Raw genomic sequence first — 12,801 nt, forward strand, 5'->3', positions numbered from 1 at the left:
CGTTGGGTAACCATTGGTGCTGCTGAGCTGACAGGCATTTCCTGATAAGGAGCTGTATTAAAGGCGTTCCTTACGATAACTATTCCCGTAACAGGCTGCTGAATAAAATGAACAGGTTAGATTGTTATGGAGCCTCTATTTTAGCTGGCCATTTTTAGCTGCCTATGTCCAATGAATATGATAAAATACTGCGTGAGACATTTAAGTGCCCCAAGTATCATCTTTTAAAGCAATTATTGCAGGTAGAAGTTATAAGTATAAAACCTTTGCCTCCCAAAACGCAACAGACCATTTTGGAGTGGGAGGCAGATACTGTGTTAGAAGTAACTCCGGAAGCCGGGGAGCCTTTTATAGTTCACATAGAATGGCAATCTGGCAACGATCAGCGAATGGCATTCAGAATGGCGCGGTATGATTTATTACTGTGTGATAGTTATCATCGAAAAGTGATGGGTGTGGTGATTTATGTAGGAGAAAAGCCGATGAGTATGGAGAATTCTTTTCATTCTTTCGGACTTCAGTATACCTGCCCTATGATAGATATTCGTGATATGTCTCCGGATGTATTCCTGTCTTCTGACGATCCGGGCGAAGTAATTCTGGCCATTTTGGCTGGCAGGGAGGTTAAACTGACAGTGATTCGGGAGATTTTGCATAAATTGCGTATATTAACAGCAGGAGATGTAGCTTTTTTCAGTGAAAAGTTAAAACATCTGGAACTGATAGCTCAATTACGCGGGTTAAACCTGCAGGAGCAACTAATAAAAGAGGAGGAGACCATGCCTATTACCATTGATATCAGAAAAGACCTGCGTTATCAGCAGGGGGTGGCAGAAGGGGTTCTTAAAGCCAAAAAACAGGATGCATTAAAAATGCTTGAAAAGGGCATTAGCCTTTCTCTTATAGAAGAAATTACCGGCTTATCAGTCAACGAAATTAAAATACTTCAAAATACGTTGAAGGCCTAAGAATAATCTACATATTTCTATATTAGTGTAACAGATCGGCTTTCACAAAGGCTATTTTCCCGTCTCTAAAAGTAAAGTCAAATATTCCTCTGATATTTCCTTCGGGAAAAGTGCCTGTAAATGCTACTTCCAGATGAGCATGTGTTTCATCATACACTACCAGTTTTATAATTTCCGTTTGCGTTTCGTAGCCGATAAAGTAGCTGACGAAGTAGTCTTTAATGCCTTTGTGGCCGCTGAACTTTCTACCTACAGACGGATCATCTAATACTGCGTTGGATTGGTAGTGGTCAAGATATTTCTGTGTGGCATAACGGTTGCCTGCGGCAATGAGGCTGTTAATAAATGTTGGTATGTTCATGGGGTTTATTTGTAGTTGTTAAGGAGGGAGCATAACGGAAGAAGGCTGCCTGCTAATTGAGCAGGCTTTTCCTGTATTCAGAAGGAGATACAGTTGTTTTGCCTTTAAACAGTTTGTGAAAAGATTGCGGATGCTCAAACCCCAGCAGGTAAGCAATTTCGGCAACGGTTAAATGGTCTTTGGCCAGGTACTCCTTTGCCTTTTCAATCACCTTTTCATGTATGTATTGCTGGGTGTTTTGTCCGGTTAGGTTGCGTAGCAGATCACTTAAATAACGGGGTGTAAGCTGTAGCTGTTCCGCAACGGACTGAACAGAGGGTAACCCCTTCATCAGCGCTTTTTCATCATTCAGATAGTTTTCCAGTAGCTGCTCCAGTCTGTTAAGGGTATCGTTGTTTACGGCTTTACGGGTAATAAACTGCCGGTCGTAAAAGCGGTTACTGTAATTGAGTAACAGTTCTATCTGAGATATGATTACGTCCTGGCTGAATTTGTCAATCCGTTCATTCAACTCGTCCTGTATAAACTGATAGACACTCAGTATTTTTATTTTCTCTTTTTCAGAGAGGTAAAGGGCTTCTGCGGCGGAGTAGCTAAAGAAGCCATATTGTTTTATGTGTGTGCCCAGGGGGAAAGGACGTAGAAAGTCAGGATGGATATGTAGCGACATACCTTCGTAGCTGGCTTCTTCCTCCTGCATTTTCAGCAACTGCCCTGGTGCAATAAATGACATTCCACCCTCTTCAAAATCGTAAAAACCCTGGCCGTATTTCAGTTTTCCGGTAAAGCTGGTTTTGAACGAGATTTTGTAAAAGTTTACTATAATACCCTGCTCGTAGTCCTTTGGGTCAAATATCGCTTCCCCGTAGTTGATGATGCTGATTAACGGATGGCTGGGCGCAGGTTGTCCCATTGCTTTGTGCAATTGGGACAACGACTGAAATACAACAGGCTGCTTTTTCATGTGAGTACTGCTATTGTTACGCTAAATTACAAATGAGATGGTTATCGCGGGTTTACAGCATAAACTGCGCTTTTATTTTCTGCGCCTGTGCTTCCGGCCCTGCTTCCAGGCGCTCGTTGTATAAAGCAGTGGCATCTTTGCCTGCTACATACCGTAGCTGGCCTTTACCATCAGTGGCTGCTTCAAAAATAATCTGTGCTACTTCTTCAGGTTTGGTATAATTGGCTACCTGTTCGGGGCTGTACCCTTCACTTACTTTGTCTATCAGCTGCTGGTAGGCGGGGTGTATACCGCCCTGCAGCGAGCGCCCTGTAAAATCGGTTTGCATGCCACCGGGAGCTACTACTTTTACCTGTACACCAAACTGCGCCAGCTCGTAAAACAAACCTTCTGAAAAGCCATCCACCCCAAACTTGGTAGCGCTGTAGATAGAGCAGGTAGGAAAACTCAGCAGGCCAAAAGTAGAGGTAACGTTAATAAATACCCCGCTTCTTTTTTCTCTGAAATAGGGGATAAAGGCTTTTGATAACTGAATAACGCCTGATAAATTGGTTTGTATCTGTGTGGCAATCTGCTCGCCGGTTAAAGCCTCCAGCGGGCCTATCAGGCCATATCCGGCGTTGTTTAACACCACATCTACAGCATGCAGGCGTAGTGTGTCAGCAACTGTTTGCTCCACCTGTTGGTTGTTGGTTACATCTAAGGCGAGCAGGGTAACATTTTCCAGTTGGTTCAGTTCGGTTTCTTTTTCGGGGTTGCGCATGGTGGCAATTACTTTCCAGCCCTTGCTTTGAAATAAACGGGCAGCAGCTTTGCCTAAACCGGAGGAAGTGCCTGTAATAAAAATGGTCTTTTGCATATTTGTTTTATTTGTTAATGCAAAGATCAGTAGCCGCTTGCCGCGGCACCTAACCGTAATGGTATAGTTAGTAGCCGGAATGACGTTAGGCATAGGATGCAAGCCAGTATTTTTGGTTAATTTGGGTATTAGTAAAGTGTCTTGTAATGGAAAACCCGAATCCGAAAGGCGGTTGGATTATGTTCAGCACTTCAAATGCGGAACTGCATGAGTTACTTGTTTCTATGGGTACGCTCACTATTGGCAATGATTTTCTAAAAATTGAAAATTATCCTTTCGAACCATCCCTTGCATTCAGGCAGCCCCTGTTTACGTCAAGCCAGATTGATGATATCGACTGTAGTAGTTACCCGGTAACTATCAGGGTAAATGATGAACTGATTTTCCTGCGAACCGATAAGAAAGCTGAATTGGAAGATTTTGCGCGTAAGAATAACATAAGCGTTGTTAAGAGGGAAATGATTTGGGAGTGGATACTTGAACCTTTTTTAGACACAGAATATACGGAAGAAACAGACAGGAGGTCGATGGAGGTGTTAAGCAGGTATGGTTTCACACCTGAGCTGGTAAGCGCTTTGAGAGCGGAAGTGGAAACTCAGATGCTCAAATATAACTTTGATACTATGCTTTGGGAGTGGTGTGTGCTGGGGGCATCAGATGTATTAAGAGCCATGCGTACAAAGTATAACAAAGCGGAGTTTTCGGAATTTTATAAAAGAGTAATGTCTATTGCTTTATCAGGCCAGCCCTGAGCGGCGTAAGGGTAGAATAAAGAGAGACCACATTGTTGCGGTCTCCCTTTTTATTTTAACTATCCTCCAAACACCACAACGCTTACTTCGCTGTTTTGCCCTACAGATTCATCGTTGCTGTAGCAGCGTGCTGTATACTCGCGTATCTCAGCTTTGCCTGCCACCTGCAGCGGTCGGGTATCTTTGTAAGGCGAGCGTTCCGATTTGGTAACTTCTGTCCACTCTTCTGTACCACGGATGCGTGAGAAAATGGCTACGCCCGTTTGGTTATGCTTGGTAAAGCCAATTTCTACATATTCGGGGAAAACATTTATTTTAAGCTTCGGCTGAAGTGTAATTCTGCTTTGTGCGGTGGTGGGGCTTATAATACCTAATACCCCGCCTATGTTTTCTGTAAACGATGGATGTCTTTTTAAAATTGCTGCTGTATTGGCGATGAAGCTTACCTCTTCCTCACGTACCATGTTTTTAAACAAAACGGCATCTGCGTATACCTGTTTTTTAACAGTAACGGCTAATAAGGAGTCAATACCTTTCTGTGCCTTGTCTTGCAAATCTGTAATCTGGGCAGGTGTAAGGCCTAGTGACGGGCCTGCAATAGCTATCTGCTCTTTAAAGTTGTTTAACCAGCGAAGTAATTCTGCATCTGCTTTCGGAATAAAATAACCATATGTCTTTTTCATTTTTTACAATTTAAATAGATGAATAAATGCCAAAACCTCTGATAGTTTTAGCGCCGGAACAGTTGCCGTACCTTTCTGCTTCCCTTTGTACAATAAGCCGGGAAAGAAGCGGGAAAAGTGCCGGATGAATGGCCATTCTGTTGCTGCCCGATTGCGATGTAAAATTGCCTTGAGCGGCACATTTTGCAAAACTTGCGTCGCAAGTGTGTTGGCCTCAAACGCAGTGTGGACGCGGAAAAATAGTTTTAAAAAAGTTTTTTTCAGAAGGCAAGAAAGTGATGGTTGTTTTGTTATTGTTTGATAATCAGTTAGATGTGCTTTTTTGAACTTGCTTTCCAACGCAAGTCTGACGCAAGTTTTTTTGTGAGGTGTAGACTGGGTAAGGGTTTTGGTGCTTGTATTGTAATTTTCTATATGCTTCAGGAGCGTTTGTAAGGCTACAAAACGCCAAAAATGGCTCCCTGCTTTTTCTCCGGCGAGCCCTCCTGGTTAATCCGCCAGCTCTGCCATTGGTTCCGCCAGCCCTCCCGGTTGTTCGCAGAGCTGTCTGATCATTCCGGCGGGCCCTGCCGATTGATGCGCCAGCTCTGCCATTTGCCCGGCCAGCCCTCCCGGTTGTTGGCAGGGCTGGCCGGGCATTCCGGCGGGCTCTGCCGATTGTTCCGCCAGCTCTGCCATTTGATCCGCCAGCTGTCCGGTTTGTTCGCAGGGCTGGCGGATCATTCCGGCGGGCTCGCCGGAACGCCAGGAGGGGTGGGCGAAATACCTGGTGAACTTGCCCGGTAAATTGCCGGGGGCGTGTGTTTGGTAAACAAGTTTGCCAGAACCATTGAGGAGATGGTGCGAAAGGTGCCCTTGCTCACGCGAAGTAACTAAGGGTTTCCCGGAACGCTTTTAGTGATCGGGCTTTATATTGCTGAGTTGACCGGTGTAGTTGGTTAACCCACCGGAGTGTTGCGCCAGCTGTAGCTCTCTTTTCTAAAGAATATTGTTAAAATATCCGGTTTGCTATTTCGGCTATATATATTCAAATGTTTTTCTCTTATATTTGGTTTCCTCCATTATCCTTCCTGATAAACCACTGTTTCCATACTTTTAAATTTATTTATTATGTATAATGACAACATTGGTGAACTTGAGGAATACGATGCGTACGATGGCCAAAATGAATATGAGCAACTGGGTACGCAGGAATACAAAGAATATGCGAAGGCCTACAAAAACTTGTTGCAATCGGTACTGAACCTGAGGTTTTCCTGGGAAAAAGACCCGGAAGATTTTCTGGCCCTTGTTCTGCTAACCTACAAAGCCATTATGAATGGCGAGGTGGAGCCACTTACCGATAAGGAAATAGCAGCGGGCATGGTGGCACCGGATGTTGATACGGTTGCTGCTGTATTTGATGAGTGGATCAGTGTAGATTATGGCAGTTATCAGAATTTTCAACAGCTAAGGCAAACCGCCATTCCTTCCGATACAATATTTAATGAAGAATACCTTGCTCTGGCGGAAAGTAAACGTATTAGTTTTGATACTATGCATGAGGTAAGTCATGCAGATGGTGCGCATATGATTACCTCGCCTCTTTACACTGTGCCGCATCCTATTACAAAAATGTGGGCGGAAGCTTTTACAGTCAAGCTGGCTGAGCGTATGAAGTTGTATGACGAAAGCCTGTGTGAAATTTTGCTGGGCCATACCATTCACTTAGGTGCTTATATGGTTATTTAAACCAGCCTGCTGCTAATCATATCTTCCACTGTTCCTTTTTATCGCCTGCATTTACCACTATGAATTTACTGCCAGGGCAGCCAACTGCCATACCACAACAGCCACAATCACTTGCGCTTACTGAGCTTACACAAATTGTATATGAGCTGGCCGGTTCTTCCCGCCACCGATTACTGTATAATGCCGATGTATTGGTGAGCCATATAGAAGCGCTTGTAACAGAGTCTATTGATAATATACATGCTTTATCCCGGGAATTAACGCCGGATATGCATGAGACGCTCACCAATCGTTGCCAGGTAGTAGCCAGCCTGGTTCCACTGGTAAAACAGTCGCCACAGTTACAACGCTATCCTGAAACGGTGGGCAAAAACATTATAGGTGGGCTGGAGTATTTATGTCTGATATTTCACCGGCAACTTTACCGGGTATTTTCAGCTGACTATCAACTACCGCACAGCTATCTTAAAATGGAAGTGACCAATGCCGGCATGCAGTACCAGCGTTTGCTGTCGCAATATCCCAATAACAAGCTGTTGAAAGCCATGTTGCGGCCGATAGAAAAATTTATACATAACACCTCTGCTAACAATACAAAAAAAAGCATTGATTATAATAACGTGCTGCTGAGTAATATTAAACTATGGCAACGTAGAAAGGGTACGCAGGATGAATTATATGAAATTGCGCTTACCATGAATTTGAACTGCCCCCGTTTTATGCATTATATGGCAAGCGAGGCCGGATTGGAGTTGCAATCGTTTGAAAAGCGTGCTGATAAAGGAGCCTGTATTGAGCGGTTACAAAAATTATTTTTACAGGCTTCTACCAGTACAAAATGGAAAGCATCTGTTTATGGTGCTTACCTGCCCGATGTAAATTCTGTTTCAACTGAGGTGCAGAAATGGCTAAGCCAGCAGGCAGACCTGGTAAAGCTGGAAGCTGCCGCACCTGCTGAAACGTCAGGAACCAATCGTGTAGAGATGCAGGAAGAGGTTGAGTTTTTTAGCATTCTTTTAAAGGTTATGATTTTAGAGGGGTTAACAAAGCTGAAAAAGGTTGCTCCCATATTTCGCGTATTCAGTACTGTGATTTCTTTTGCAAAATCTGCTGTGCCCAGCGAAGGAAATTTAATAAGGGCTGCCAGCAGACGGGTAGACGGTGCCTTGCTGGATAAACTGGAAGCTTTTTTTGAAAGGTGTTTGCTGCTGGTGAGGAAAATAAGAAGAAATGGTGGGAAGTTTCCGGATGAGGGGGAGTAGAGGGAGGCGCTATTGTAGTTATTAAATATATAATGTATATTAGTGTGTTAAACTACAGCCATAATGAAACAAGCCCAACGACGTGCAGCTCAACATAAGGCAGTCTCTGTTCAGCGGCGGTATTCTGCAAACCCGTTTCAACTGCTTCAACATAAAAGTGCAGTTGAAAATCCATTTCAGCTTTTAAAAACGGATACAGGCCTTCAGCCAAAGGGTAATCCCATGCAAGTGATTGCCGGCAAAACAGGGCTTCAAAGGCAAGGGGACAATGCTGCGAAAAAAGATTTACCTGTACAGGCCAAAACTATTCAACGTCTTATAGCTGTTAATCCTCATTCCAGTCATGGAGAGCCTCATGAAGATTATGCCATTATGAAAGTGGTACAACAACTACGCAAGTTTAAAAAGGATAAAATTATTATGTTAGATGGCGCAGCCGATTTTTCAACAATGGCGCAGGGGGAGACATTGTATATTGCCAGTCATGGCGTGTCTGATACCGGGCAGTTAGCCTCTTTAAATCACGATGTATTAATTAACAAGTTAACTGTAGGAGCCAGAAAAGCGCCGGCACATATAAGCGGTATAGTTTTGCTGTCGTGTTATGGAGGTGAGGTGCGCGAAGGTCAGGATCAAAGTTTAGCCCAAAAGCTTGCGGCGGGATTAACTACAGGAGGAAAAACGGTAGAGGGTGCAAATGGCTTTTCCTTTGGTACGCCTAATTTAGCCGAAACAGGCCGTAGTAACGTATTGTCAAGTGATAATATAGCTTTTTATAAAGCGGATGATATTGATGCTATGGCGGCAAGATGGGAAACATTAATGCCTGCCGGTGCGGGGGTTTTAGCTGGCAGACTGGGGCTTGATTATGTTAATCCGGGTATTACTACGCTCAACAATATTCGTAACGGCAAAAATATAAGTGAAGGAGCCGCCCGTGGATATATCAAGACCTTAATGACACACTTTAAAAGCGTTTCCAGGGGAATTGAAAGCCAGTTAACTGCTACCCTGGCGCTCATTCCCGGAGCAAGCCTTATAGAAAAAATAGAGTCGCTTGAATCTGCTACTCCAAACCATAATAAACCAGTCTATAAGTTAAAAGTGAGATGGGAAAAACTTATACAACAGCAGTTTAACCTGTTCAATGACTACTACCTGTGGACCGGTTCGGAAGAAGCCTTCAGCGTGCATAGATCATAAAGATAGTTTTGCCGGAGTAAGCGGTTGCAACGGTAGGGGGAAGCCAGCGCAAATCTCTGCGCATGGCTATCCCGGATAAAAAGCTGCCCCGATTACTTCAAAAGGTCTTCCATACCAAACGCAATCAACGCTTTTTCAAATTCAACTTTAACAGCATCGTTGGCTCTTCTTGTAACGTCGCCTGTGGAAGGGTCAACAACTGTTCGCAGAGGCCTTTGGCCTTTGGGCAGGTTGATAAGGTGCACAACCGCGTCGGCAACATCCTGCGGGTTGGGGTTGGTAGTGGCAAACATTTGACCCATGGCTGCGAAAATTTTATCAGGTACATCAGCAATTGCCTGATATTCGCCGGCAACTGCTGCGTCAGCACCTGTCTGCACCTTTTGTGACATTTCTGTGGGGAAAGCGCCTGGCTGAATAATAGCTACATCCACCCCCAGCGGCCTTACCTCGTAATGCAGCCCCTCGCTTAATCCTTCCAAAGCAAACTTCGAAGTAGCGTAGCCTACCATAAAAGGAGCGGCAAATCTGCCCCATCCGCTGGAAACATTGATGATTAAACCTTCAGACTGTTTGCGCATGTAGGGTAGGGCCAGTTTGGTCAACCGCCACGGAGCTATAACGTTTATTTCTATCAAACGCTGCAGATCGTCTGTAGTAGCACTTTCCATCACGCCAAACATGGCAACGCCTGCGTTATTTACCAGCACGTCTATTGTTCCTTCCTGTGCAATGATGAAGTCAAATGCTTTTTTCACACTGGCTTCCTCTGTTAACGACATTTCCACAACCGTAACATTTTCTACCTGCGCCAGTGCTTGTGCTTTATCAGCATTTTTGCCTTTGGTGTCTCTGATGGCGGCATACACTTTATGCCCCAGTAATGCAACTGAATGTACGGTAAGCCATCCGAAACCGCTGTTAGCCCCTGTTATCAATACCACTTTTTTGCTCATCTTTTTATTTTTTAATTATGATGAAGCAAAGTTTGGCATATCAGAAATGAAAGCCTTTACCATTTGGTAAAAAGCAATTTTAACGCACATTTTTTCTTATTCTGCTTAACGATTGCTGCGTCATTCCCAGGTAGGAAGCGACATATGAAAGCGGGATGCGGTTAACAAGGCCAGGGAATTGCTCAATAAACGAAAGATAACGGGTGGTTGCATCTTCCGAAACCAGCGGACTTCTTCTTTCAATCGTTTTTAATAAACAGTTCTTCAATATCAAACCGGTAATAGCGTCCCAGCCAACGATTGTATTTCCTATCTCATCCCAATCTTTCTTTGAGAAAACAAGCAGTTTGCAGTCGGTAACTGCCTGAATATATTCAGAAGCCACCACCTGTGCTTCAAACCTTTGCTGGTCCGAAACAAAATTGTTCTCATCAACAAATGAATGCGTTATCTCTTCCCCTTTATTGTTATAATAACAAAAGCGAACAACGCCTTCCAGTATAAAGCCAACACTTCTGGGAATCTTTCCGGCCTCGGAAAAATATTCATCCTTATGTAGCTCCAGCGTTTTTGCTTTTCCGGTGATGAAGTCAATCTGCTGCCTGTTCAGATTGCCAAACTGTAAAATGTAATTGACTAACTCTTCCATCAGGTAAATTTCCTATTTATCGGGTGCAGTTTATTTACCATTTGGTAAAAACGTCGCTGGTTCAGTTGTTTTTTTCGCTGGCCAGGGCCAGTTCTTTTTGTGCATCCAGTGCTTCCAGGCGTGCTACCAGTGCGGCCCTCACATCGCGGTAAGCATCACCACCAAGCGCCAGCCTTAATGGTGCAGGGGTGGCTTCAGCACTGTTAATGATAGCCTGAACAGTGGTATCTACATCATTTTTTATGGGAAAGGTGCCGGCTGCTATGGCGCGCCTTACCTCGCCTGCCGGGGTTTGGTCGTATGCAGCCATAACCGGTGCAGTAACCATGGCTGAACCGAAGGAGGTGTGATGTGCTCCGGGTTCTACAATGGTTACACCAATATTCAGTGGCGCCAGTTCTTTTGCAATGGTGTCGCAGAAGCCTTCAATGGCCCATTTGGTGGTGTGGTAATAGCCAAAGTTGGGATAAGTGGTTTGCCCGCCAGCCGAGGAGAGCTGCATAATGCGGCCATGACCCTGTTTTCTGAGATGGGGTAGTGCGGCTCTGATGACCTGTATAGAGCCGGTAATATTGGTGTTGATCTGCTGCTGTATCTGTTCATCACTGGCTTCTTCTACCGAGCAGAATAAAGCGTAACCAGCGTTGTTTACTACCACATCTATCTCACCCATATCTGCAAAGGCCTTATTAACCACTGCTCTGATGGCACTGGTATCGGTTACATCAAGCACCACTACTGATAACTGGCCGGGGTATTGCTTTTTAAGTGTATCATGTACCTCCGCTTTACGGGTAGTGGCTACCACGCGGTCACCTTTCTGTAACAGTTTTTCGGTGAGTACCTTGCCAAGTCCGGTTGATGTTCCGGTTATAAACCATGTTTTCATGCTGTATCGTTTTAAGGATACAAAATTATCAGGCCCCAGGCCTGCCCGTTAACCCCGCTCAAACCAATGATGACCTCAATCAAACAATCAGCGCAGCGATGAAGGGGTTTGTCCGGTAATGTTACGGAATGCTCTGGTAAAATGGGTGGGTTCCTGAAATCCCAGGCTATTGCTGATCTGAGAAATGTCCCAGTTAGAATGCACCAGCAGAGCCCGGGCCTCCAGCATTAGTCTTTCATTGATGAGCTGCGTTGTGGTTTTGCCTGTAATTTCTTTCAGGGCACGATTGAGTGAGTTGGTGTGTACGGCCAGCTTGTCAGCAAATTGCTGCGGGCTGCGCAAGGTTACTGTTTGATGTGGATAGGCTAGTGGAAACTGGCCTGCCAGTAAGGTTTTAAAGGCTTCTGTAATGCGTAAGGCAGCAGAATTTTTTGGCTGCTGTTCACCCGGATTCAGTTTCATAGCTCCATGAATGCACTCTAATACATACAGAAACAGAAGGTCGTATTTATGGCTGTAGTCAGAAGCCTGCTCTGCAAGCATTTTTGTAAAAAGGCTGGTAAAAAATGGTGTGTCCTTATCTGTAAGTGTAATAACAGGTTGCATGTTGTTGCTGAACACGGCCCAGTCGGCGGGGCGTAAATGTGTGTGTAGCGGCAGAAAGTCTTCCGTAAACAGGCAGGCAAAACCCGTGCAAACCCCGCTGTGTACTTCCCAGCTATAAGGCACTTCGCGGCCGGTAAATACCAGTGCCCACTGGTTGTTGCTTAAGCGGTATTCCTTTCCCTGGCAGAAATAAGAGGTGTTTCCCGTAACCAGAGATATTTTGTAAAAATCTTTCCGGGCATATTGTGCGGTTGCTGCTGCGCTTTCTGCAGAAAAGTCTTCCAGGCGGATAGCTGCAAAATAGCCTGCTGCCGGATCTTTAGAACGATCCAGGTTTGGGGCGAAAACTTGAATAGGCTGCGTAAGGATCATTGAACAAAGCTACAGGTTTGTTCAATGATCATTGATACATTCCGATGGAGCTGTTGCCATCCGGTGAAGATAGGGTGATTATGGCATCACAGCCGCGGGTAGACCAACGATAAAGGCAACCCGCTTTGAGCTATCCCTTGTTTTTACGTGGCTCTCCTGCTTAACTGCTGGCTCATAGTGATATTTGAAAACTATATTTTCGCCCGTTTTTTTTGAAATGTCCACTGTTTCAACTGATAACATTCGCCCGTTCATATCCGTTCCATACCAATTTGGCATGGGTTTGAGTTTCCAGGTCACCATTTTAAATTCTTCTCCATCCACATGTTCTCCCGTTGCATCATTAGCAGTATTAACAGCGGGGGTATTGCCGTAGATAACCGCGATCGTGCCTTCTTTTCTATTGATTACCGAACTGATCACTTTCAGGTTTGGATCATTGAAAATATACTCCGGAGCAAGTTCAGGTGTTTTTTTACTGCTGCACGATAATAAAGCTGGAAATAGGGCTATCATTGGGCAAATTTTAATTATTGTTATATTCAT

General features: G+C 44.5%; 15 protein-coding genes. 5 read left to right on the forward strand and 10 right to left on the reverse strand.

Annotation, left to right across the window (positions count from 1 at the left end; all coding sequences use genetic code 11):
- Positions 1 to 293 precede the first annotated feature (293 nt).
- Positions 294 to 968, forward strand: coding sequence for an Rpn/YhgA-type helix-turn-helix domain-containing protein (locus IEY13_RS05190; RefSeq protein WP_188950877.1), 675 nt, complete (start codon positions 294 to 296; stop codon positions 966 to 968).
- Between the two features lie 22 nt (positions 969 to 990).
- Here IEY13_RS05190 and IEY13_RS05195 read toward each other — a convergent pair whose 3' ends face one another.
- The 3 genes from IEY13_RS05195 to IEY13_RS05205 are packed head-to-tail and all read right to left on the reverse strand — an operon-like array spanning position 991 to position 3,152.
- The gene (locus IEY13_RS05195; RefSeq protein WP_188950878.1) at positions 991 to 1,329 is read right to left on the reverse strand and encodes a nuclear transport factor 2 family protein; all 339 of its coding nucleotides are present in this window, start codon (positions 1,327 to 1,329) and stop codon (positions 991 to 993) included.
- 52 nt (positions 1,330 to 1,381) lie between these two features.
- Positions 1,382 to 2,293 carry a helix-turn-helix domain-containing protein gene (locus IEY13_RS05200; protein ID WP_188950879.1) on the reverse strand — a complete coding sequence of 304 codons (912 nt, stop codon included), beginning with the start codon at positions 2,291 to 2,293 and terminating at the stop codon, positions 1,382 to 1,384.
- 52 nt (positions 2,294 to 2,345) lie between these two features.
- Positions 2,346 to 3,152: an SDR family oxidoreductase gene (locus IEY13_RS05205; RefSeq protein ID WP_188950880.1), complete on the reverse strand. Its 807-nt coding sequence runs from the start codon at positions 3,150 to 3,152 to the stop codon at positions 2,346 to 2,348.
- A gap of 146 nt (positions 3,153 to 3,298) precedes the next feature.
- On the opposite strand from IEY13_RS05205, the gene IEY13_RS05210 reads away from it, so the two are divergent.
- Positions 3,299 to 3,904: a hypothetical protein gene (locus IEY13_RS05210; RefSeq protein ID WP_229687737.1), complete on the forward strand. Its 606-nt coding sequence runs from the start codon at positions 3,299 to 3,301 to the stop codon at positions 3,902 to 3,904.
- A 59-nt stretch (positions 3,905 to 3,963) separates the two neighbouring features.
- Here the strand turns inward: IEY13_RS05210 and IEY13_RS05215 are convergent, their stop codons facing one another.
- The gene (locus tag IEY13_RS05215; protein WP_188950881.1) at positions 3,964 to 4,587 is read right to left on the reverse strand and encodes a hypothetical protein; all 624 of its coding nucleotides are present in this window, start codon (positions 4,585 to 4,587) and stop codon (positions 3,964 to 3,966) included.
- Positions 4,588 to 4,590: 3 nt separating this feature from the next.
- Positions 4,591 to 4,926: a hypothetical protein gene (locus IEY13_RS05220; RefSeq protein ID WP_188950882.1), complete on the reverse strand. Its 336-nt coding sequence runs from the start codon at positions 4,924 to 4,926 to the stop codon at positions 4,591 to 4,593.
- 771 nt (positions 4,927 to 5,697) lie between these two features.
- Between IEY13_RS05220 and IEY13_RS05225 the strand changes: the two genes are divergently transcribed.
- The 3 genes from IEY13_RS05225 (at position 5,698) to IEY13_RS05235 (ending at position 8,783) form a co-directional block, all read left to right on the forward strand.
- On the forward strand, positions 5,698 to 6,318 hold the full coding sequence (locus IEY13_RS05225) for a hypothetical protein (RefSeq protein WP_188950883.1): 621 nt from the start codon (positions 5,698 to 5,700) through the stop codon (positions 6,316 to 6,318).
- Positions 6,319 to 6,377: 59 nt separating this feature from the next.
- Positions 6,378 to 7,580: a hypothetical protein gene (locus IEY13_RS05230; protein WP_188950884.1), complete on the forward strand. Its 1,203-nt coding sequence runs from the start codon at positions 6,378 to 6,380 to the stop codon at positions 7,578 to 7,580.
- Positions 7,581 to 7,643: 63 nt separating this feature from the next.
- Positions 7,644 to 8,783 carry a hypothetical protein gene (locus IEY13_RS05235; RefSeq protein ID WP_188950885.1) on the forward strand — a complete coding sequence of 380 codons (1,140 nt, stop codon included), beginning with the start codon at positions 7,644 to 7,646 and terminating at the stop codon, positions 8,781 to 8,783.
- Positions 8,784 to 8,875: 92 nt separating this feature from the next.
- Here IEY13_RS05235 and IEY13_RS05240 read toward each other — a convergent pair whose 3' ends face one another.
- The 5 genes from IEY13_RS05240 to IEY13_RS05260 form a co-directional block, all read right to left on the reverse strand.
- Positions 8,876 to 9,739, reverse strand: a complete 864-nt coding sequence (locus tag IEY13_RS05240; RefSeq protein ID WP_188950886.1) for an SDR family oxidoreductase — start codon at positions 9,737 to 9,739, stop codon at positions 8,876 to 8,878.
- 79 nt (positions 9,740 to 9,818) lie between these two features.
- Complete coding sequence (locus IEY13_RS05245) at positions 9,819 to 10,388, reverse strand: Crp/Fnr family transcriptional regulator (RefSeq protein ID WP_188950887.1); 570 nt, start codon at positions 10,386 to 10,388, stop codon at positions 9,819 to 9,821.
- Positions 10,389 to 10,449: 61 nt separating this feature from the next.
- Positions 10,450 to 11,277, reverse strand: a complete 828-nt coding sequence (locus IEY13_RS05250; RefSeq protein ID WP_188950888.1) for an SDR family oxidoreductase — start codon at positions 11,275 to 11,277, stop codon at positions 10,450 to 10,452.
- 87 nt (positions 11,278 to 11,364) lie between these two features.
- Positions 11,365 to 12,255 (reverse strand): helix-turn-helix domain-containing protein, encoded by an 891-nt coding sequence (locus IEY13_RS05255; RefSeq protein ID WP_188950889.1) that lies wholly within the window; start codon positions 12,253 to 12,255, stop codon positions 11,365 to 11,367.
- A gap of 78 nt (positions 12,256 to 12,333) precedes the next feature.
- On the reverse strand, positions 12,334 to 12,801 hold the full coding sequence (locus tag IEY13_RS05260) for a hypothetical protein (RefSeq protein ID WP_188950890.1): 468 nt from the start codon (positions 12,799 to 12,801) through the stop codon (positions 12,334 to 12,336).

Origin of the sequence: Filimonas zeae (genome assembly GCF_014641615.1) — a bacterium.
In the GTDB taxonomy this organism is placed as follows: Bacteria; Bacteroidota; Bacteroidia; order Chitinophagales; family Chitinophagaceae; genus Filimonas; species Filimonas zeae.